Below are 20,637 nucleotides of genomic sequence, written 5' to 3' on the forward strand. Positions count from 1 at the left end.
CGGCATACCGTCGTCAGCGCTGCTTGACGATCTTGGCCTGGGTGACGTGGTCCTCGTCGATCTCGTCGAACTGCTCCACGCCGGCCTCGAGGCCGTCGCGACCGGTGCCACGGAAGGTGAACTTGACGTCGTCGACGACCTTCTCGAGCGCGGCCTCGGTGTCCTCGTCGAGCTTGGCGGTCTCGCGGATCGTCTGGAGGATCTTGCCCTCACGACGAAGCGTGTCGAGCAGGTCGGACTCGAAGGGGCGGACGTCCTCGACCGCGATGTCGTCGAGACGGCCCGTCGTGCCACACCAGATCGACACCACCTGCTCCTCGACGGGGTACGGCGAGCTCTGCGGCTGCTTGAGCAGCTCGACGAGCCGCGCACCACGAGCCAGCTGCGCCCGCGACGCAGGGTCGAGGTCCGAGGCGAACATCGCGAACGCCTCCATCGCACGGAACTGGGCCAGGTCCAGCTTGAGACGGCCGGCGACCGACTTCATCGCCTTGATCTGGGCCGCGCCGCCGACTCGGGAGACCGAGACGCCCACGTCGATGGCCGGACGCACGTTGGCGTTGAACAGGTCGGCCTGCAGGTAGATCTGGCCGTCGGTGATCGAGATGACGTTGGTCGGGATGTAGGCCGAGACGTCGCCCGCCTTCGTCTCGATGATCGGCAGACCGGTCATCGAGCCGTGGCCGAGGTCGTCGGACAGCTTCGCGCAGCGCTCGAGGAGCCGCGAGTGCAGGTAGAAGACGTCGCCGGGGTAGGCCTCGCGGCCCGGCGGCCGGCGCAGCAGCAGCGAGACGGCGCGGTAGGCCTCAGCCTGCTTGGACAGGTCGTCGAACACGATGAGGACGTGCTTGCCCTGGTACATCCAGTGCTGGCCGATGGCCGAGCCGGTGTAGGGAGCGAGGTACTTGAAGCCGGCGGAGTCGGACGCGGGCGCGGCCACGATCGTGGTGTACTCCAGCGCGCCGGCCTCCTCGAGGGTGCCGCGCACGGACGCGATCGTCGAGCCCTTCTGGCCGATGCCGACGTAGATGCAGCGGACCTGCTGGTCGGGGTCGCCCGAGTCCCAGTTGCGCTTCTGGTTGATGATCGTGTCGATCGCCACCGTGGTCTTGCCGGTCTGGCGGTCGCCGATGATGAGCTGACGCTGGCCACGGCCGATCGGCGTCATCGCGTCGATCGACTTGATGCCGGTCTGGAGCGGCTCGTGCACCGACTTTCGCTGCACGACCGTCGGGGCCTGCAGCTCCAGGGCGCGGCGCTGCTCGGACTTGATCTCGCCGAGGCCGTCGATCGGCTTGCCGAGCGGGTCGATGACCCGACCGAGGAAGTCGTCGCCGACCGGGACCGACAGGACCTCGCCGGTGCGCTTGACCGTCTGGCCCTCCTCGATGCCGGCGAAGTCACCGAGGACGACGACACCGATCTCGTGGACGTCGAGGTTCAGCGCGAGGCCGAGCGTGCCGTCCTCGAACTGGAGCAGCTCGTTTGTCATGGCCGAGGGCAGACCCTCGACGTGGGCGATGCCGTCACCGGCGTCGCTGACGCGGCCGACCTCTTCGCGGGCAGCGGCGCCGGGCTCGTAGGACTGGACGAACGAGTCCAGGGCGTCCCGGATCTCCTCCGGACGGATCGAAAGCTCCGTCATGTCAGATCTTCTCCTCGTTTCGACCCGTGTCGGGCCGGTGGTTTCTCTGGGGCTTGGGGCGAGGTGGTGCGGGCGCCTCAGGCACCCATGGCGCGGCGGGCCGCGTCGAGCTTGCGAATGACGGTCCCGTCGATGATCTCGTCACCGATCTCGACCTTGACGCCGCCCATGACCCGGGGGTCGACGACGGTGTTGACGTGGACCTTGCCGCCGTAGATGGCGGACAGGCCGGCCGCGAGGCGGTTCCGGTCCTCGTCGGTGAGGGGGACGGCCGAGGTCACCGTGGCCGTCTGCTGGTCGCGGCGGCTCGCAGCGATGTCGAGGTACTTCTCGACCGTCCGGTCGAAGCGGCGACCCCGCGGCGCGACGACGGCCTGGCGGGCCAGGGTCAGCGTCTCGGGAGCGACCTTGCCCGCAAGCAGGGTCGAGACGAGCTCACCGCGCTTGTCGGCCGGAGCCGAGAGGTCGGTCAGCGCGCTGCGCAGCGCCGAGTCGGCGGCGACGATCCGCTCGAAGCGGAACAGCTCGTCCTCCACCCGGTCGGCCCGGTCGGACGTCTCGGCCTCGGCGACCACGGTCTCGACGGCATACGCCTCGATGGCGTCGGAGAGGTCACGCTCGCTGCTCCAGCGCTGGTTGACCACGCCTTTGACGACGACCAGGGTCTCGGCGCTGACCTTGCCGCCGAAGAGCCGCTCGGCGAGCGCGGCCTTGTCGGCCCCCTCGCGGGAGGGGTCCCCGAGTGCGCGGCGCAGGGTGGCACTGCCGTCGAGAACGCCGACGACCGCGAAGAGCTCCTCGGCCAACCGCGAACGGTCGGCACCGGCGGCGAGTGCGCCGGTGAACGCGTCGCGGCTCGCGGCCGCAGCTGCGCGTGAGGATCCCTGCATCAGCGCTCTCCGACCTTCTCGCGGACGACGTCGCCCGACTCGAGCTCGGCAAGGAAGCGCTCGACGATGCCCTTCTGGCGGGTCTCGTCGGCGAGCGACTCGCCGACGATGCGGCCGGCCAGGTCGGTCGAGATGCGGCCCACGTCGGTCCGGAGCGAGACCATCGCCTGCTGGCGCTCGGCCTCGATCTGCTTGTGTGCCGTCTCGGTGATCCGGGACGCCTCGGCGACGGCGTGCTCGCGCATCTCGGCGATGATCTGCGCGCCCTGGGCCTTGGCGTCCTCGCGGATGCGCGCGGCTTCGGAGCGAGCCTCGACGAGCTGCGCCTGGTACTGCTCGAGCGCGGCCTGGGCCTGGGCCTGGGCCTCCTCGGCCTTGTTCATCCCGCCCTCGATCGCAGCCGTGCGCTCGGCATAGATCTGCTCGAGCCGCGGCACGACCCGCTGCTTCACGACGACGTAGAGGATCGCGAAGACCGCCAGGCCGAAGAAGAACTCGAGCGGGTGCGGGATGATCGGTGCCGCGGTGGCCCAGAAGCCCTCTTCGCCGCCATCAGCGGCTCTGAACACTGCTTGCATGCGGGTCTCCTAGAGAGAAACGAACGGGAGCGTCGGAAGCTGGATGCCTGGACGGGCTCAGCCGCGGAAGACGAACGCGAGGGCGATACCGAAGATCGCGAGGGCCTCGGTGATGGCCATGCCGAGGAAGGCGATCGGCTGGAGCATGCCGCGGGCCTCGGGCTGACGGGCAACGCCGTTGATGTACGCGGCGAAGATCAGACCGACACCGATACCGGGGCCGATGGCGGAGAGGCCGTAACCGAGGATGGCGATGTTGCCAGTCATGTTGTTTCCATTTCCTTCTGGTCGGTCCTGCTGGCGGTTACCAGCAGGGCTTTCGGTGAAGCGGTCGGGTGGTGCGGGTCCAGCGGTTGGGGCGACGACTGTCGGCTCAGTGCTCGTCGGCGATCGCGCCGCCGATGTAGAGAGCCGCCAGGAGGGTGAAGACATAGGCCTGCAGGAACTCGACGAGGAGCTCGAAGAGCGTCATGACGAAGGCGAAGACCCAGGTCACGGCCCCGGTGACGATCAGGAATCCGCCGGAGGTGAGCATGTACCAGCCGCCGGTGATGAACAGGACGATGAGGATGTGGCCGGCGAACATGTTGCCGAAGAGTCGCAGCGCCAGGGTGACCGGCCGCGTGAACAGGTCGGTGATCAGCTCGAGGAAGAAGATGGCCGGGATCATCGCCTTGGGCAGCCCCGACGGGACGAGCGACTTCCAGTAGCCGATGAAGCCGTGCTTCTTCATGCCGACCACGTGGAAGACGATCCAGACGATGAGCGACAGCGCGATGGGGAAACCGATCCGGCTGAACGTCGGGTAGCTGAACGGCGGGATGACGCCGAAGAAGTTGTTGACGAGGATGATCGTGAACAGCGAGAAGAGGAGCGGGACGAACCGCAGGAACTCCTTGCTGCCGATGAGGTCCTTGGCGATGCCGTTGCGCACCAAGCCGTAGACCGCCTCGGTGACCATCTGCGAGCGGCCCGGGACCAGCGCCTTCTTGCGCGTCGAGGACAGCAGGTACCAGATGATGAGGCCGGCCGCCACGATCATGAGCAGGATCGGACGGGTCACCGCCCAGGGACCGTCCGTCCCGAACAGCGGCTGCCAGAAGTCCTCGGTACCGGGCGCTGTGTAGTCCGTCGGCGCGGCGGCCACGATGCTCACGGGTTACTCCTTTGTAGGTTCTGGGCAGTTCGGGTGACGTCAGACGTCATCGGCGCGGGCCAGGTGCGCGCAGAGGTGGTCCGCACACGTTCCCTCGTCCGCGGGCGGTCCGGTGCCGAGCCGGCGAGCGGCTCGGAGGCCGGGCTCAATGGGTACCGTATCGGAACCAGATCAGGTAGAGCGACAAGGCCATCCCACCCACGATCCCCACTCCGACCAGCCACGTCGTGCCGAGCCAGTGGTCGAGCAGCGCACCGAGGCCGCCGTAGATGAGCGGGCCGGTGAGCAGGTAGGCGACAGCCTTCCAGGCGGAGTTCTGCTCGGCCATGTTGAACCGGCGCAGCTGCTCCTGCGGGTCGTCCTCCGGGGGCCCGGCCGGGTCTGACGGCTCGGTGGGCTCGGTGGGCTCGGTGGGCTCGGTGGGCTCGGGCGTGGACATGCGGCGTACCTGCCTTCTCACGACTTCTCACGCGGCTCACCCGTCTGCTCGGGGTCACCTGCCCCAGCGGCGGGCGCAGCGGGCGCCTCGGTGCCGGGGTCGAGTGAAGCCGCACCGTCGGGGTCGTACGCGAAGATCCGCAGCCGCTTGTACGACCGCATCTCGAAGAAGATCCACACCACGGCGCAGACGATGATCGACACGCCCACGGCGTACCCGGACACCCAGCTGACGTCGCGGAGCAGGAACATCACGACGCCGAGCACGACCACCTTGAAGGTGTAGGTGATCATCACGACGATCATCACGGTCGTCGGCGCCAGGTCGGCCGTGCGCTTCATGACCAGCAGCGTCAGGCTGAAGAAGAAGATGACGAGCAGCGCGCCGACGGCAGCGGACCAGGCGGCCTTCGGGCTCGAGAACAGCCCCACGACGACGCAGACGAGCCCCGCCAGGGCCGTCGGCGGCAGGGAGCCCCGGAGAAGCTGCGCGAAGGCATCGGACTGTGATGCGGTGCGGGCCGGGGTGGAGCTCAAGGAAACCTGCCTGGGTGCGTCGTGAGGCGTAGAGCCGGCGGGGCGGGGATCAGACATACGCTGCTGGATTATGTTGTGCGGAAAGGGCTTCCGCGCCCTGTGGAGTGGCCTTCACAGACTCTCCTCAGGTGCTTGTGAATGCTATCACAAGCGTTCGGACGGCCTCCACTGCGGTAGCCAGACGGTCAGGACGACCCCGAGAGCGGCCGCCGCCGACACGACCACGAGGGGTCGCCAGCCGTCCCAGATGACGAAGGACACCGAGCCGAGGGCGACGATCGCCGCCCACAGGTAGAGGATGAGGACCGCCCGGCGGTGGCCGTGGCCGATGCGCAGCATCCGGTGGTGCAGGTGCATGGCGTCCGGGTGCCAGGGCCGCTGCCCCGCCCGGGTGCGGCGGATCACGGCCAGGACCATGTCGAGCAGGGGTAGCAGGAGCACCGCGAGCGGCACCACGATCGGCAGGAACGCGGCAGACACCTCGTTCGCGCTCACCTGCCCCGGGTCGACGTTGCCGGTCAGGGTGATCGTTGCTGCCGACAGCAGCAGCCCGAGCGTCAGGGCGCCCGAGTCACCCATGAAGAGCCGAGCCGGGTGGAAGTTGTGCGGGAGGAAGCCCGCACAGACCCCGACCAGGGCGGCCGAGATGAACGTCGCGGTCGAGAAGACGTTCGCCGGGACGAACGACCGCGACACGATGTAGCTGTACATGAAGAACGCGAGCGCGGCGATGCCGACGACGCCCGCCGCGAGGCCGTCGAGCCCGTCGATGAAGTTGACCGCGTTGGTCCACACCATGACCACGATGACCGTGAAGAGCACGAGCACGGGCGTCGGGAGGATGGTCGTGCCGAAGATCGGCAGCGACAGCAGCTGGACGCCGGTGTACGCCATGAGCCCGGCCGCGAGCATCTGCCCGGCCAGCTTGGTGAGCCAGTCGAGCTCACGGATGTCGTCGAAGGCACCGATCAGGCACACGACCCCACCCGCGGCCACGACGCCGAGGATCTGGCGGGTCGAGAACAGCGAGCCGAGGTAGGGCAGTGCCCGGGCCACGAGCGCCGCAGCGACGAACCCGATGTAGATGCCCACTCCTCCAAGGCGCGGGATGGGCGTCTTGTGGACGTCGCGCTCGCGCACCGCGGTGAACGCGCCGGTCGCCACGGCGAGGCTCCGGACGAAGGGTGTGGCGATGTACGTGACCGCGGCGGCCACGATGAGGACGAGAACGTACTCGTGCACCTACCGACCTTCGTTTCGGAGCGCTGCGGCAGGCCGCGTCAGCGGGGGTATGCCGGGAAGCGCGTCACGAGGTCGGTGACCTCGGCACGGACCTCCTTGCTCACAGGGTGGTCGGGGTCGGCGTCGCCCTTGGTCACTGCCGTGTGGATCAGCGTGGCGATCTGCTTCATCTGCTCGGTCCCCATGCCCTGGGTCGTGACCGACGGGGTGCCCACCCGGATGCCCGAGGCGATGTTGGGCTTCTGCGGGTCGAACGGGATCGCGTTCTTGTTGAGCACGATGCCGGCAGCGTCGGCACGCTCCTCGGCCTCCTTGCCGGTCACCCCGACGCCCTGCAGGTCGAGCAGTGAGAGGTGCGTGTCGGTGCCGCCCGTCGTGGGGCGGATGCCGACCTCCAGGAGGCTGGCCGCGAGCTGCTTGCTGTTGGCGATGACGTCGCGGGCGTACTGGGCGTACTCCGGCGTCCCGGCCTCCTTGAAGTTCACCGCCTTGGCCGCGATGGTGTGCATCTGCGGGCCGCCCTGCATCATCGGGAACACCGCGCGGTCGAGCGCGGTGGCGTGCTCGGCCTTGCACACGAGCGCGCCGGAGCGCGGGCCGCGCAGCACCTTGTGCGTCGTGAAGGTCACGACATCGGCATACGGCACCGGCGACGGGATCGCCTTGCCCGCGACGAGGCCGATGAAGTGGGCGGCGTCGATCCACAGGATCGCCCCGACCTCGTCGGCGATGGCGCGGAAGCGCTCGAAGTCGATGAGCCGCGGGATGGCCGAGCCGCCCGCGCAGATGACCTTGGGGCGGTGCTCCTTGGCGAGCTCCTCGACCTGGCCGTAGTCGATGTCCTCGGTCTCCTTGTCGACGCCGTAGTGCACGGCGTTGAACCACTTGCCGGAGAAGGAGACCTTGGTGCCGTGCGTCAGGTGGCCGCCCATCGGCAGGCTCATGGCCAGGATCGTGTCGCCCGGCGCCATGAACGCGCCGTAGACGGCCTGGTTGGCGCTGGCGCCCGAGTGTGGCTGGACGTTCGCGTGGTCGGCGTCGAAGAGCGCCTTGGCCCGCTCGATGGCGATGGTCTCGGCCTTGTCGACCTCCGAGCAGCCGCCGTAGTAGCGGCGACCGGGATAGCCCTCGGCGTACTTGTTCGACAGCGTCGAGCCGAGGGCGGTCAGCACAGCGGGCGAGCTGATGTTCTCGCTCGCGATGAGCTGCAGGCCGCTACGGATGCGGTCGAGCTCGGAGACGAGGACTCCGGCGATGTCGGGGTCGAAGGTCTGCAGGGCGCCGAAGTCGGAGCCGTAGAACGTCGTGTCGTCAGCCATGGGACATCTCCGGGTTGCGGGCGGGGTACGTGCGAGCGCGAGCCAACTCTATGCCGTCGGCTCGGGGCCGTCCGAGTGAACCTCGTTCGCCGGCGGAGCCGGCGGGGCGGCCGCGCCGGCGGGCGGAGTGGGCGGGGCGGGCGCCTCGAGCTCCGGCTCGGCCCCCTCCGCGCCGATGGGCTCGTCGGCCACCGGGTCCGACTCCGCGACGGGCTCCGGCTCGGGCTCTGGCTCGGGTTCCGACACCAGCTCGGGCTCGTGCTCGATGGCGGCGACGATGTCGTCCTGGGAGATCGCGCCGAACCGGAGGGTCACGGGCGCCTCTCCGGTGCAGTCGACGATGGTCGAGGCCTCGCCCTCGACGGCAGTGCCGCCGTCGAGGTAGACCGCGACCGACTCACCGAGCATGCCGAGGGCCTCGTCCACCGTGTGCGCGGCCGGATCGCCCGTGGTGTTGGCGCTCGTGACGGCCATCGGGCCGATGTCGGCGAGCAGCTCGAGCGCGATGGCGTTGTCGGGTACCCGCAGGGCCACCGTGCCGTTGGTCTCGCCGAGGTCCCAGTGCAGCGAGGTCTGCGCCTTGAGCACGAGGGTCAGCGGACCGGGCCAGAACTTCTCCATGAGCCGCTGGGCGTAGTCGGGCACCTGGGTGGCCAGGCCCTGAGCGGTCCGCGCGGTCGGGATCAGCACTGGCGGGGGCATGTCGCGACCGCGGCCCTTCGCGGCCAGCACGGACGCGACCGCGTTGGCGTCGAACGCGTCGCAGCCGATGCCGTAGACGGTGTCGGTCGGCAGCACGACGACCTCACCCCGCCTGACCGCTGCCGCTGCGGAGGGAATACCCTCCGCACGTCCGTCGGGATCGGTGCAGTCGAAGCGCTCACTCACGCGGGGAAGCCTACTTCCGCCGTCCGCGGCCCGGCACCGAGGTCCACCCCGCGTCGCGCCGTCGTGACGCGAGGACGCCCGGACAGGTCGGGGTGGTCGGCGAGGTCGTGCCACTCCCCCGTGGCCGCGAGGCGGCGCGGGAGGCTCTCGCCCTGAGAGTCGGCATGCTCGACGAGCACGAGCCCGCCGGGCCGCAGCAGGGCGGCCGCGGTTCGCACGACGGCCATCGGAATGGCCAGCCCGTCCTCGCTGCCTCCGTAGAGCGCAACCTCCGGGTCGTGGTCGCGAACCTCCGGGTCGAGCGGCACGGCGCCGACCGGGATGTAGGGCGGGTTCACGGTGACGATGTCGACGGTGCCCACCCAGTCCGGAATACACGGGCGCGTCGCGTCACCCTGCGTGAGGTCGACATCGAGGCCCAGCCGGTCACGGTTGGCGGTCGCCCAGGCCAGGGCCTCCACCGACAGCTCGACCCCGCGGATCTCGACGCCGGGCCGCTCGTCCGCGATCGCGAACGGGATCGCCCCCGATCCGCTGCACAGGTCGACGACCCGCGCGGGCCGGTCGCCCTGGTCGCGAAGGCCGCCGTGTTCGCCAGTGCCTTTGCGCTCGTCGCCTCCGTGCGCCGTGAGGCGGTCGACCTCCTCGATCGCGAGCTCGACGAGCACCTCGGTCTCCGGGCGCGGCACGAAGACGCCCGGGCCCACGGCGAGCGTGAGCCGCCGGAAGTGCGCCCGGCCGGTCAGGTGCTGCAGCGGCACCCGACGGGCACGCTCGTCCAGGAGTGCGGCATACCTCGTGGCGAAGGTGTCCGGGAGCGCACTGCCGAGGACCATGAGTCGGCGCACCTCCTGCGTCGGCACCCCGAGGACGTATGCCGCGAGCTCTACCGAGTCGGCGTCGGGCGAGCCGACGCCCGCGTCGGCGAGCCGGGCGGCGCCGCCGCGCACCAGGGCGCGCAGGTCGCTCACGACCCGGCGAGGGCCGCGAGCTTGGCGGCCTCGTCGGCATCGAGAGCGGACTGCACGACGGGGTCGAGGTCGCCGTCGAGCACACCGTCGAGGTTGTACGCCTTGTAGCCGGTGCGGTGGTCCGAGATGCGGTTCTCGGGGAAGTTGTAGGTGCGGATCCGCTCGGAGCGGTCGACGGTGCGCACCTGGGACCGGCGGGCCGCGGACGCCTCTGCGTCGGCCTCGTCCTGGGCCTGCTGGTGCAGGCGGGCGCGCAGCACGCGCATCGCCGCCTCCTTGTTCTGCAGCTGCGACTTCTCGTTCTGGCAGGACACGACCAGTCCAGTGGGCAGATGCGTGATCCGCACGGCGGAGTCGGTCGTGTTGACGCTCTGGCCGCCGGGGCCCGAGGAGCGGTACACGTCGATCCGAAGGTCGTTGGGGTCGATCGTCACCTCGACCTCCTCGGCCTCGGGCATGACCAGGACACCCGCGGCCGACGTGTGGATCCGGCCCTGCGACTCGGTGACCGGGACGCGCTGCACCCGGTGGACGCCTCCCTCGTACTTCAGCCGCGCCCATGGGGCCTCGCCAAGCCCGGGAGTGCCCTTGGCCTTGATCGACACGCGGACGTCCTTGTAGCCGCCGAGGTCACTCTCGGTCGCGTCCTCGATGGCTGTCCTCCAGCCGCGGCGCTCGGCGTAGCGCAGGTACATCCGCAGCAGGTCACCGGCGAACAGGGCGGACTCGTCGCCGCCCTCGCCGGCCTTGACCTCGAGGATGACGTCACGGTCGTCCTCGGGGTCGCGAGGAACGAGCATGCGGCGCAGGTGCTCCTCGGCCTCGGCGGTGGCCGCCTCCAGCTCCGGGAGCTCGGCCGCGAACGACTCGTCCTCCGCGGCCAGCTCACGCGCTGCGTCGAGGTCGTCCGCCGCGGTCTGCCACGCGCGGGCCGCGGCCACGGTGGGGGCCAGAGCGGCATACCGCTTGTTGAGGGTGCGCACGAGGTCCTGGTCGCCGTGCACGGCAGGGTCAGCCAGCCGGCTCTCGAGGTCGGCGTACTCCTGCAGGATCGACGTCACTGAATCGTGCACTGGGCACCTCTTCGCTGGGAACGTTGCCGCAAAACGAACGCCGGCCCCCGGCGACCGTAGTCGCGGGAGCCGGCGTGCGGGAGACCTACTTGGCGGCCTTCTTGCCGTAGCGAGCCTCGAACCGGGCCACGCGGCCACCGGTGTCGAGAATCTTCTGCTTGCCGGTGTAGAACGGGTGGCACTGCGAGCACACGTCAGCCGAGATGTGGCCGGAGGTCGCGGTGCTGCGGGTGGTGAACGTGTTGCCACAGGTGCAGGTGACCGTGGTCTCCACGTATGCGGGGTGAAGGTCCTTCTTCAACGTGATCTCCTTGGTATGAGTGGCCGGGTCGGCTGCAGGCGTGCATCAGTGCCGTGAACCGGTCCAAAGGAAGAGTGTGCCAGAACAGGCGCACGACACCCAAAACGCAGCCGAGGCCCCCCGCATTCCCGCACAGCGGCCCCATCCGTGGTGCCAGTCGCACGGTCGATCGTGCGCTCGGCACCACACGGATCACGCGGCTCGCGCCGAGGCCAGGCGGTGGGCCCGCATGACCTGCTCCATGAACTTGAAGGGTTGCAGACGGAGCCCCAAGACCGGGATGCGCAGGACCGGCTCGCCCGCGATGACAACCTCGTTCTGGCGTAGCGCGTCGTCGACGGTGTTGAGCGCCAGCGCATGATGACCACCATCCACCTCCACGGCGAGCCCCACGTCCTCCCACGCAGCGTCCAGATAGACGCGACCGCCCGGAAGGACGCGCACCGCCTGTCGTGTCGGGTCGGGAATGCCGTGCCGCCGGCACAGCCCCGCAAAGTCGAGCTCACCGAGCGACTGGGCCCCGTCACAGACATCGAGCACGACCTGTCGAAGGAAGGCCTGACGGCCTCCCGGTCCGGAACTGGTCCACGCGTCGAGCAGGCGACTGGGTGTCGTCAACCGCTGCTGGAGGGGAAGGCAGACCAGCAACGCTGCCTGGCGATCGGACCTGGCCCATCGCGCCGCCCTGATGGTTGCCTGCTCCGGTGTCGCACGGGGAACCCCGGCAGTCGTGATCGGTCCGAGCGCACGCCGTCGGTGCAGGGAGACCCCATCCACGGCGTGGCGCCGGTTGTTCGCGGGGATGCTGACATCGATCGTGCTCGGCTCGTAGCCGCTCAATCCCGCCGCGACCAGGGCAGATGCACCATCGAGCACCGCACCACCGCCGCTCTCCCACACCGCTCGCCACAACAGCGCCCTTCCCATCGGCGCATGGTTGCCAATGACAACGGTGTGCCTCCCGGCGCGCATCCAACGTCCCGCGTCGATCTCGGTCTGCACGTCGTAGCGGCTTACCCCTGCGGCGCGAAGGTCGCGACGGTGGGCGACGCCATCGGTTGCACTAGCGAGCTCGGCAGCGACAGTGGCTCGCCTGGCACGGGCGACGCGAGTCGGGGGTCCGGGTGAGCTGGTCACCTGGCCCAGGGTGCCCGAAACGGCGCTTCGGCCGTCTGGGCGTTGTGGACAAGGTCACCGTGTGGTGCCGGCCGCACGGCGGAGCCCGCAGTTGGCACCACACGGTGACACAGTGCGTCAGTTCTCGTCGTCGAGGCGAATGCTGCTGGTCTGCTGGACCTGGAGGAGGAACTCGTAGTTCGTCTTCGTCTTCTTCAGCCGGTCGATGAGCAGCTCGATCGCCTGCTGCGGGTCGAGTGCAGCGAGCACCCGGCGCAGCTTCCACATGATCTTCAGCTCCTCGGCCGCGAGCAGGATCTCCTCGCGGCGCGTGCCCGAGGCGTTGATGTCGACGGCGGGGAAGATCCGTCGGTTGGCAAGGTCGCGGTTCAGCCGCAGCTCCATGTTGCCGGTGCCCTTGAACTCCTCGAAGATCACCTCGTCCATCTTCGAGCCGGTCTCGACGAGCGCCGTGGCCAGGATGGTCAGCGAGCCGCCGTTCTCGATGTTGCGGGCCGCCCCGAAGAACTTCTTCGGCGGGTAGAGGGCCGCGGAGTCCACGCCACCGGAGAGGATGCGGCCGCTCGCCGGCGCGGCGAGGTTGTAGGCGCGACCGAGCTTGGTGATCGAGTCGAGCAGGACGACGACGTCGTGACCGAGCTCCACGAGGCGCTTGGCCCGCTCGATGGCGAGCTCGGCCACGGTGGTGTGGTCCTCGGCCGGGCGGTCGAACGTCGAGGAGATGACCTCGCCCTTGACCGCGCGCTGCATGTCGGTGACCTCTTCGGGCCGCTCGTCGACCAGCACGACCATCAGGTGGCACTCGGGGTTGTTCGTCGTGATCGCATTGGCCAGCGCCTGCATGACCATCGTCTTGCCGGCCTTGGCCGGGGCGACGATGAGGCCGCGCTGCCCCTTGCCGATAGGAGCGACCAGGTCGATGATCCGCGTCGTCAGCTGGCCCGGCTCGGTCTCGAGGCGCAGCCGCTGCTGCGGGTAGAGCGGCGTCAGCTTGCCGAACTCGACCCGCTTGGCGGCCTCGTCCGGGGTGGTGCCGTTGACGCTGTCGAGCCGGACGAGCGCGTTGTACTTCTGGCGGCCCACGTTGCCCGCCGGCTGCTCGCCGTCGCGCAGCGCCTTGACCGCGCCGGTCACGGCGTCGCCCTTGCGCAGGCTGTACTTCTTGACCATGCCGAGCGGCACGTAGACGTCGTTCGGTCCGGCGAGATAGCCCGATGTGCGGACGAACGCATAGTTGTCGAGGACGTCGAGGATGCCCGCGACGGGGACGAGGACGTCGTCGTCGCCGACCTGCAGCTCCGTCTCGTTCCAGTCCTGGCCGCCCTGCGGACGCCCGCGCTTGCGGTCCCGGCTGCGCTGCCGGTTGCGGCTGCGCCGGCTGCCGCCGCGCTCGTCGTCGTCGATCCGGGCCTGCTGGCCGCGGTTCTGAGCCTGGCCGGCCTGCTGGCCCTGCCGGTCGGTGTGCTCGCCCTGCTGACGGTCACCCTGCTGGCGGTCGTTCTGACGGTCGCCCTGCTGGCGGTCGTTCTGACGGTCGCCCTGCTGGCGGTCGTTCTGACGGTCGCCCTGCTGGCGGTCGTTCTGACGGTCACCCTGCTGGCGGTCGTTCTGCCGGTCGCCCTGCTGGCGGTCGTTCTGACGGTCACCCTGCTGGCGGTCGTTCTGCCGGTCGCCCTGCTGGCGGTCGTTCTGCCGGTCGCCCTGCTGACGCTCGACCCGGTCGTAGCGGCGCTCGGTGCGCTCGGTGCGCTCGCTCGCGGCCGCAGGCTGGTGGTCGTCCTGACCGCGCTCGTCCGTGCGTGTGTCCGTGGGCGCCTCGGTGCGCTCTTCGCGGACCTCGGCCGGTGCGGTGGCATCGCTCGCAGCGGACGCCTCGGCACCGGTCGTGGCACCCGCGGGACGGCTCGCGCGGCGCGATGCCCGGGCGGGAGCGGCGTCGGTGCTGGCAGCCGAGCCTGCGGAGGCGGCGCCGGCGGCGACAGAGCCGCCGGCCTGGCGGGCCTTGATCGCCTCGACCAGGTCGCTCTTGCGCATCTTCGTCGTCCCGGTGATGCCCATCGAGGACGCGACGCCCTTGAGCTCGTCCAGCTTCATGGCGGACAGGCCGGAGACCGGACGGATGGATGTTTCTGACACGAAGGATCCTTCCCCCTCGTTTGCGACCCGGGCAGATGGCCACGGGCCGGACCACGGCCAGATCCACTGGCCAACTGTGATGAACCACTTCGGCGCCGAACGCGCCCAGAGGCATGCAATGTCGCCTCAGCGTGGGGGTGATGCACCGCCTGCGAAGTCGCGGCGCTTGGTGCCCGGTCAGAATACCATCCAGGGGCACCTGCCCGGCCGTAACGGCTCGACTGGTCGTCTCGATGCACCTGATCCCCCGTCGGCGAGCACTCGACTCGCCTTCGGGGCTGGATGCCGGCGATCGGGCCCTCAGGCAAGACTCACGCGGGCGCCACGCGCCGGGATCCCTGGTGTCAGCCGCGCCCAGTGCGCCATCTCGTCGGGGGGCTGGACGCTGTCCGCCACCTGCCGCGTCGTGAGGACGAGCACGCTCGGCCCGGCGCCTGAGACGACGGCCGCGTGCCCCTGCGCCCGAAGCGTGTCGACCAGCTGCATGGTCGCGGGATAGGAAGGTCGCCTCGCCTCCTGGTGCAGCCAGTCCCTCGTCGCGGCGTGCAGATGGCCCGGGTCCGCGGTGAGCGCGTGCACGAGCAGCGCGGCACGACCGGCTCCGGCCGCGGCAGCCCTAAGCGGCACCGAGTCGGGCAGCACCGCTCGCGCCGTGCGCGTGGCCAGCTGCGTCTCAGGCACGAAGACGACGACCTCGACGTCGGGATGCGGGTCGATCCTCGCACTCACGGTGCGCTCGCCATGGTCGAGCCCGGAGCCGTCCGGCATCCAGCTGACGGTCAGCCCTCCGAGAACGCTCGCCGACGCGTTGTCGGGGTGGCCCTCCAGCTCGCTGGCGATATGGGTCGCGACCGCGAGGTCGATGGGCACCTCGCTCCCCCGGTCGCGCAGCGGTGTCGATCTCGAGGCCGAAAGTGCTTGTGCCGCAACCACACCCGCGACGATGGCCGTGGCCGACGAGCCCAGTCCGCGGCCATGTGGTACGCCGTTGCGCGCCTCGATGCGCAGCCCGGGAGGAGCCTCGACCCCGAGGACCGACCAGGTATGCCGCATGGTCGCGAGCACCAGGTGACGCTCGTCGGTCGGGACGTCGGCAGCGCCCTCCCCGGTCACCTCGACGAGGACCCCAGGGGTGTCGAAGGTGCTTACGACGTAGTGGTCCCAGAGGCCGAGAGCCAGGCCGATCGAGTCGAAACCGGGGCCGAGGTTGGCGCTGCTCGCGGGCACCCGCACCTCGATCGCGAGGCCGGCGTCGACGCGGCCCGGCACGCCCTCAGCCCTCCAGACCGAGCGCCTGGGCAGCCGAGAACGCGTCGACCGGCACGCGGGTCGGCACGACGTCTGACCCGTCGGGCGTCCGCAGCGCCCACTGTGGGTCCTTGAGCCCGTGGCCGGTCACCGTGCACACGATCCGTGCCCCGGCAGGGACGAGCCCAGCGGCATGGCTGGCGAGCAGGCCGGCGACCGAGGCCGCCGAGCCGGGCTCGACGAAAACGCCCTCCCGAGCGGACAGGAACCGGTGGGCCTGCAGGATCTGCTCGTCGGTCACCGCGTCGATGCGCCCGCCCGACTCGTCACGAGCCGCGATGGCCTCGTCCCAGGACGCCGGGTTGCCGATCCGGATCGCGGTGGCGATCGTCTCGGGGTCGTCGATCGGGTGGCCCTTCACCAGCGGTGCCGCCCCGGCGGCCTGGAATCCCCACATGACGGGAAGCCTGGTGGCCGGACCGGGCTGGTCGCTCACCGTCGGGTCGGCGGAGTACTCGCGGTACCCCTTCCAGTACGCCGTGATGTTGCCGGCGTTGCCCACGGGAAGACAGTGGATCTGCGGGGCGTCCCCGAGCGCGTCGACGATCTCGAAGGCCGCCGTCTTCTGGCCCTCGATGCGGGCCGGGTTGACCGAGTTGACCAGCTCGACGGGGTACGCCTCGGCGAGCTTGCGCGCGAGGGTCAGGCAGTCGTCGAAGTTGCCCTCGACCTGCAGGAGCGTGGCACCGTGCGCGATCGCCTGGCTGAGCTTGCCCATCGCGATCTTGCCGTCGGGCACGAGGACGCCGCAGGCCATGCCGGCCTTCGTCGCATATGCCGCTGCCGACGCGCTCGTGTTGCCCGTGCTCGCGCAGATGACCGCCTTCGCGCCCTTCTTGGCGGCCACGCTGATCGCGGTGGTCATCCCGCGGTCCTTGAACGAGCCGGTCGGGTTCAGCCCCTCGTACTTCAGGTACACCTCGGCGCGAACCAGCTCGGACAGCCGCTCGGCATGGATGAGCGGCGTGCCGCCCTCGCGCAGGGTCACCACCGGCGCGCCTTCGAGCATCGGCAACCGGTCGGCATACTCGGGGATCACGCCCCGCCACTGGTGAGCCATCACGAACCTTCCACACGCATCACAGAGTTCACGCCACGCACCACATCGAGGGTGCGCAGCGCCTCGACGGTGCCCGACAGGGCGGCGTCGGTGGCCGTGTGGGTAACGATGATGAGGTTGGCCCGCGACACCGCGCCCCACTCGTCCGGCACGAGGTGCTGGCGCACCGTCTCGATCGAGACGTCATGGTCGGCGAACGCCGCCGCGACCTGAGCCAGCACGCCCGAGCGGTCGTCGACGTCGAGGCTGATGTGGTACCTCGTCTGGGCGTCGCCCATCGACAGCACGGGCAGGTCGGCGTAGCTCGACTCACCCGGGCCCAGGCCGCCGATCACCCGGTGCCGGGCCACGGCGACGAGGTCGCCGAGCACGGCCGAGGCCGTCGGGTCACCACCTGCACCCCGGCCGTAGAACATCAGCTGGCCGGCGGCGTCGGCCTCGACGAAGACCGCGTTGAACGCCTCGCGCACCCCGGCGAGCGGATGCGACCTCGGGATCATCGCCGGGTGGACGCGGACGCTGACGCCCTTGTCACTGCGCTCGCAGATGGCCAGGAGCTTGACCACGCAGTCCATCTCGCGCGCCGCCACCACGTCCGCGGCGGAGACCTCGGTGATGCCCTCGCGGTAGACGTCGGTGCCAGAGACCCGCGTGTGGAAGGCGAGGGAGGCGAGGATCGCCGCCTTGGCCGCGGCGTCGAAGCCCTCGACGTCGGCAGTCGGGTCGGCCTCGGCATAGCCCAGCGCCTGCGCCTGCTCCACCGCGTCCGAGAAGCCGGCGCCGGTCGTGTCCATCTTGTCGAGGACGTAGTTGGTCGTGCCGTTGACGATGCCGAGCACCTTGGTCACCGAGTCGCCGGCGAGCGACTCGCGCAGCGGGCGCAGCAGCGGGATCGCACCGGCGACCGCCGCCTCGTAGTAAAGGTCCACCCCGTGCTCAGCGGCAGCGGCATACAGCGCCGGGCCGTCCTCGGCGAGGAGCGCCTTGTTGGCCGTGACGACGGAGGCGCCGTGCTCCATGGCGCGCAGGATGAGCGTCCGAGCAGGCTCGATGCCGCCGATCACCTCGACAACGACATCCGCGCGGGTCACGAGGTCGGCGGCGTCGGTCGTGAAGAGGTCCGGGTCGACACCGAGGTCGGACCGGTCGCGACCGGCACGCCGCACGGCGATGCCCGCGATCTCGAGCGGGGCTCCGACCCGCGCTGCCATGTCGTCGGCGTGCTCGGTGAGCAGGCGCGCGACGGCGCCGCCGACCACGCCGGCCCCGAGAAGGGCGACGCGCAGCGGCCTGCCTGGGCTGGGGGCGCTAACCACGTGTGAATCCTGCCGCCTGTCCGCGTGCTGGACGGTCATTGTTTCGGGATCCGGACAGCGGGAGCGCAGGATCTGCGCCCGCCGAACCGGCCCGTCGAAGCATCAGACGTCGAGCGCCAGAAGGTCGTCGATGGTCTCGCGCCTGACGATGACCCGGGCCACGCCGTCGCGGACCGCGATGACCGGCGGGCGCGGGGTGTGGTTGTACTGGCTCGACAGCGACCGGCAGTACGCGCCGGTGCCGGGGACCGCGATGAGGTCGCCGGGTGCGACGTCGGACGGGAGGAACTCGTCCTTGACCACGATGTCACCGCTCTCGCAGTGCTTGCCGACGACGCGGGCGAGGACCGGGTCCGCCGTGGAGTAGCGGCCGGCCACCGTGCAGGAGAAGTTGGCGTCGTAGAGGGCGGTGCGGATGTTGTCGCTCATGCCGCCGTCGACCGAGACGTAGACGCGCTGGCTGCCGCCGTCGAGGTCGACCGGCTTGACCGTGCCGACCTCGTAGAGCGTGAACGTGCTCGGCCCCGCGATCGCACGGCCGGGCTCGACCGAGATCCGGGGCACGGCGACGCCCTCGGCGCGGCACTCGCGCTCGACGATCTCGGCCATCCCCGCCGCCAGGTTCTTCGGCGGGAGCGGGTCGTGCTCAGTCGTGTACGCGATGCCGAACCCGCCGCCGAGGTCGAGCTCGGGCAGCTCCACGCCGAGCTCCTTGGCGACCTGGGTGTGCAGGCCGAGGATCCGCCGCGCGGACACCTCGAAACCGGAGGTGTCGAAGATCTGCGAGCCGATGTGGCTGTGCAGCCCGAGCAGCCGGAGCGATTCGGGACGAGCAAGGATGCGTCGCGCAGCCTCGAGTGCCTGCCCGCCGGACAGGGACAGCCCGAACTTCTGGTCCTCGTGGGCGGTGGCGATGAACTCGTGGGTGTGCGCCTCGACGCCCACCGTGACGCGGATGAGGACGGGCGCCACGACGCCCAGCTCGCTCGCCACCGCGGCGACCCGCTCGATCTCGTCGAAGGAGTCGATGACGATGCGACTCACGCCGTACTCCAGCGCCGCGCGGATCTCGCCGACGCTCTTGTTGTTGCCGTGCATGCCGATGCGCTCGCCCGGCACGCCGGCGCGCACCGCCACCGCGAGCTCGCCGCCAGTGCACACGTCGAGGTGCAGCCCCTCGTCGGCGACCCACCGTGCCACCTCGGTGCACAGGAACGCCTTCCCGGCGTAGAACACGTCGGCGCCACCGGACAGCGTGTCGAACACCTCGGCATACGTCTGCTTGAAATCCCTTGCGCGAGAACGGAAGTCGTCTTCGTCGATGACGTATGCCGGCGTGCCGAACTCGCGCGCGAGCTCGGTGACGCTCACCCCGCCGACGGTCAGGACACCGTCACTCCCCCGGCCCACGGACGTCGCCCACAGCGACGGGACGAGGGCGTTGACGTCAACAGGGGTCTGCAGCCACGCAGGACCGCGATAGCCCTCCGCGTGGAGCGCTCCGGCTTCGTGTGCGCGCATTGCTACATCCTTTCCGGGGCCGCCGCGCCGACGCGGGCGAGTCCATTGCGCAAGACGATGCGGGCGGCATCCGCGAGCGCCATCCGGGCCCCGTGCACCGCCTCCACCGGAGACCCGAGGACCATCGGGCGCACCGGGTGCTGCCACTCGTCGGCGAGCGCGCCCACATCGACCAGGGCACGCTGGGTCTGTACCGCATCGCCGGCGTGGGTCCGGAACCGCTGCGGAAGGTCCGCCATGCCCACGAGCAGGTGCCGCTCGGAGACGTGGTTGAGCACCTCGAGGCGCGCCCCGGGACGGCGCTCCACACCGCAGGCTTCAGCGTTGCGGACCAGCCGGCACAGGCGGGCGTGGGAGAGCTGCACCCGGTGGACCGGGTCTGTTGACGGCCGCCAACCGGGCCGCTCGAGCACGACCCGGTAGCGGTCGCCGTCGGCCAGTGCGTATTCATCCTCGGCCTCACGGACGGTGCCGATGATCTGGGACCGCGCGCCGTCGGTGAGCGTGATCGCGATGAGTCCGGACGGTGCGACCTCGATGGCGGCGATCGGCTTCTGCCCGGTGAGCCCTTGCGCCAGCACGCGGGCCAGATCTCGCGGGACGAGGTCCAGCGGCTGGGCCCAGCGCTGAGCCACGGGGGTCACCCAGTCGGCCACGACCCCGGCGACGCGCGGGTCGGTCGGGCGGAACAGCGGGCCCGGAGGCGGCCCGGCCAGCGCCTCGTCGGGCAGGGTGCCGAACCGGACGGCCCGGGCGGCGACGTCCTCGAGGAGGGCGCGCAGCTGCTCCGGCGTCATGGCGCCGAGTCTAGGGGTGGCCTCCTCGACGGCCCCCGGGAGTTCGGTCCGGACCGGCTGGACGTCCTCTGTGAGGTTCTCGGCCCCTCCTCGGCAGGGGCCATTCAACGTTCTGGCCCGTGGGCTGCTAATCTCACCGGGCGCACGAAAGTGCGCACGCCCCCGTAGCTCAGGGGATAGAGCACCGCCCTCCGGAGGCGGGAGCGCAGGTTCGAATCCTGCCGGGGGCACTTCATCGACTGAGGCCGTGCTGACACCGCGAAGCGTGTCAGCACCGCCGCAGTGGGGTTTGTGGCCCCCCCGGTTTAGGGGGGGGCGAGGGTA

General features: G+C 70.3%; 20 protein-coding genes and 1 tRNA gene. 1 reads left to right on the plus strand and 20 read right to left on the minus strand.

From position 1 onward, the window contains the following. Positions 1-13 precede the first annotated feature (13 nt). The 20 genes from atpA to ACWEOW_RS08345 all read right to left on the minus strand — a co-directional run bounded on the left by atpA (position 14) and on the right by ACWEOW_RS08345 (position 20,313). Positions 14-1,645, minus strand: coding sequence for a F0F1 ATP synthase subunit alpha (gene atpA / locus ACWEOW_RS08250; RefSeq protein WP_452268693.1), 1,632 nt, complete (start codon positions 1,643-1,645; stop codon positions 14-16). Between the two features lie 77 nt (positions 1,646-1,722). Continuing rightward, positions 1,723-2,535, minus strand: a complete 813-nt coding sequence (locus ACWEOW_RS08255; protein ID WP_452268694.1) for a F0F1 ATP synthase subunit delta — start codon at positions 2,533-2,535, stop codon at positions 1,723-1,725. After that, positions 2,535-3,113 carry a F0F1 ATP synthase subunit B gene (locus ACWEOW_RS08260; RefSeq protein ID WP_452268695.1) on the minus strand — a complete coding sequence of 193 codons (579 nt, stop codon included), beginning with the start codon at positions 3,111-3,113 and terminating at the stop codon, positions 2,535-2,537. Before ACWEOW_RS08260 ends, ACWEOW_RS08255 begins: the two co-directional genes overlap by 1 nt. Positions 3,114-3,170: 57 nt before the next feature. Beyond that, positions 3,171-3,380 (minus strand): ATP synthase F0 subunit C, encoded by a 210-nt coding sequence (gene atpE, locus ACWEOW_RS08265; protein WP_331888275.1) that lies wholly within the window; start codon positions 3,378-3,380, stop codon positions 3,171-3,173. 106 nt (positions 3,381-3,486) lie between these two features. Continuing rightward, a complete protein-coding gene (gene atpB / locus ACWEOW_RS08270) occupies positions 3,487-4,269 on the minus strand; it encodes a F0F1 ATP synthase subunit A (protein WP_452268696.1) in 783 nt (260 codons plus the stop codon). A gap of 145 nt (positions 4,270-4,414) precedes the next feature. Next, complete coding sequence (locus tag ACWEOW_RS08275) at positions 4,415-4,708, minus strand: AtpZ/AtpI family protein (protein WP_452268697.1); 294 nt, start codon at positions 4,706-4,708, stop codon at positions 4,415-4,417. Positions 4,709-4,725: 17 nt separating this feature from the next. Further along, positions 4,726-5,244: a hypothetical protein gene (locus tag ACWEOW_RS08280; RefSeq protein ID WP_452268698.1), complete on the minus strand. Its 519-nt coding sequence runs from the start codon at positions 5,242-5,244 to the stop codon at positions 4,726-4,728. A gap of 144 nt (positions 5,245-5,388) precedes the next feature. Next, complete coding sequence (locus ACWEOW_RS08285) at positions 5,389-6,486, minus strand: glycosyltransferase family 4 protein (protein WP_452268699.1); 1,098 nt, start codon at positions 6,484-6,486, stop codon at positions 5,389-5,391. Positions 6,487-6,524: 38 nt separating this feature from the next. Further along, positions 6,525-7,805, minus strand: a complete 1,281-nt coding sequence (locus tag ACWEOW_RS08290; protein WP_452268700.1) for a serine hydroxymethyltransferase — start codon at positions 7,803-7,805, stop codon at positions 6,525-6,527. Between the two features lie 48 nt (positions 7,806-7,853). Continuing rightward, on the minus strand, positions 7,854-8,693 hold the full coding sequence (locus ACWEOW_RS08295) for an L-threonylcarbamoyladenylate synthase (protein WP_452268701.1): 840 nt from the start codon (positions 8,691-8,693) through the stop codon (positions 7,854-7,856). Continuing rightward, on the minus strand, positions 8,690-9,664 hold the full coding sequence (gene prmC, locus ACWEOW_RS08300; RefSeq protein ID WP_452268702.1) for a peptide chain release factor N(5)-glutamine methyltransferase: 975 nt from the start codon (positions 9,662-9,664) through the stop codon (positions 8,690-8,692). Before prmC ends, ACWEOW_RS08295 begins: the two co-directional genes overlap by 4 nt. Beyond that, positions 9,661-10,737, minus strand: coding sequence for a peptide chain release factor 1 (gene prfA, locus ACWEOW_RS08305; RefSeq protein WP_452268703.1), 1,077 nt, complete (start codon positions 10,735-10,737; stop codon positions 9,661-9,663). The genes prmC and prfA overlap by 4 nt, the downstream gene beginning before the upstream one ends. 85 nt (positions 10,738-10,822) lie before the next feature. Next, positions 10,823-11,038 (minus strand): 50S ribosomal protein L31, encoded by a 216-nt coding sequence (gene rpmE / locus ACWEOW_RS08310; RefSeq protein ID WP_452268704.1) that lies wholly within the window; start codon positions 11,036-11,038, stop codon positions 10,823-10,825. Positions 11,039-11,230: 192 nt separating this feature from the next. Continuing rightward, positions 11,231-11,965 (minus strand): hypothetical protein, encoded by a 735-nt coding sequence (locus ACWEOW_RS08315; protein WP_452268705.1) that lies wholly within the window; start codon positions 11,963-11,965, stop codon positions 11,231-11,233. Between the two features lie 327 nt (positions 11,966-12,292). After that, complete coding sequence (gene rho, locus ACWEOW_RS08320) at positions 12,293-14,269, minus strand: transcription termination factor Rho (RefSeq protein ID WP_452268719.1); 1,977 nt, start codon at positions 14,267-14,269, stop codon at positions 12,293-12,295. A gap of 342 nt (positions 14,270-14,611) precedes the next feature. Beyond that, on the minus strand, positions 14,612-15,580 hold the full coding sequence (gene thrB, locus ACWEOW_RS08325) for a homoserine kinase (RefSeq protein WP_452268706.1): 969 nt from the start codon (positions 15,578-15,580) through the stop codon (positions 14,612-14,614). Positions 15,581-15,584: 4 nt separating this feature from the next. Next, on the minus strand, positions 15,585-16,679 hold the full coding sequence (thrC, locus tag ACWEOW_RS08330) for a threonine synthase (RefSeq protein ID WP_452268707.1): 1,095 nt from the start codon (positions 16,677-16,679) through the stop codon (positions 15,585-15,587). Beyond that, entirely contained in the window at positions 16,679-17,995 is a 1,317-nt protein-coding gene (locus ACWEOW_RS08335; protein ID WP_452268708.1) for a homoserine dehydrogenase, read from the minus strand. The genes thrC and ACWEOW_RS08335 overlap by 1 nt, the downstream gene beginning before the upstream one ends. Positions 17,996-18,097: 102 nt before the next feature. Then, the gene (gene lysA / locus ACWEOW_RS08340) at positions 18,098-19,516 is read right to left on the minus strand and encodes a diaminopimelate decarboxylase (RefSeq protein ID WP_452268709.1); all 1,419 of its coding nucleotides are present in this window, start codon (positions 19,514-19,516) and stop codon (positions 18,098-18,100) included. 2 nt (positions 19,517-19,518) lie between these two features. After that, on the minus strand, positions 19,519-20,313 hold the full coding sequence (locus ACWEOW_RS08345) for a DALR anticodon-binding domain-containing protein (protein WP_452268710.1): 795 nt from the start codon (positions 20,311-20,313) through the stop codon (positions 19,519-19,521). A 158-nt stretch (positions 20,314-20,471) separates the two neighbouring features. Here ACWEOW_RS08345 and ACWEOW_RS08350 point away from each other — a divergent pair. Continuing rightward, positions 20,472-20,543, plus strand: a tRNA-Arg gene (locus ACWEOW_RS08350). Positions 20,544-20,637 lie beyond the last annotated feature (94 nt).

The organism is Monashia sp. NPDC004114, from assembly GCF_053603855.1.

What these genes read in the sequence shown, in the direction of transcription:
- ACWEOW_RS08255 (WP_452268694.1), bottom strand. Translation starts at nt 2,535, where the DNA reads ATGCAGGGATCCTCACGCGCAGCTGCGGCCGCGAGCCGCGACGCGTTC.
- ACWEOW_RS08315 (WP_452268705.1), bottom strand. Translation starts at nt 11,965, where the DNA reads ATGGGAAGGGCGCTGTTGTGGCGAGCGGTGTGGGAGAGCGGCGGTGGT.
- rho (WP_452268719.1), bottom strand. Translation starts at nt 14,269, where the DNA reads ATGAAGCTGGACGAGCTCAAGGGCGTCGCGTCCTCGATGGGCATCACC.
- atpA (WP_452268693.1), bottom strand. Translation starts at nt 1,645, where the DNA reads ATGACGGAGCTTTCGATCCGTCCGGAGGAGATCCGGGACGCCCTGGAC.
- lysA (WP_452268709.1), bottom strand. Translation starts at nt 19,516, where the DNA reads ATGCGCGCACACGAAGCCGGAGCGCTCCACGCGGAGGGCTATCGCGGT.
- ACWEOW_RS08290 (WP_452268700.1), bottom strand. Translation starts at nt 7,805, where the DNA reads ATGGCTGACGACACGACGTTCTACGGCTCCGACTTCGGCGCCCTGCAG.
- atpE (WP_331888275.1), bottom strand. Translation starts at nt 3,380, where the DNA reads ATGACTGGCAACATCGCCATCCTCGGTTACGGCCTCTCCGCCATCGGC.
- ACWEOW_RS08275 (WP_452268697.1), bottom strand. Translation starts at nt 4,708, where the DNA reads ATGTCCACGCCCGAGCCCACCGAGCCCACCGAGCCCACCGAGCCCACC.
- thrC (WP_452268707.1), bottom strand. Translation starts at nt 16,679, where the DNA reads ATGGCTCACCAGTGGCGGGGCGTGATCCCCGAGTATGCCGACCGGTTG.
- ACWEOW_RS08260 (WP_452268695.1), bottom strand. Translation starts at nt 3,113, where the DNA reads ATGCAAGCAGTGTTCAGAGCCGCTGATGGCGGCGAAGAGGGCTTCTGG.
- ACWEOW_RS08345 (WP_452268710.1), bottom strand. Translation starts at nt 20,313, where the DNA reads ATGACGCCGGAGCAGCTGCGCGCCCTCCTCGAGGACGTCGCCGCCCGG.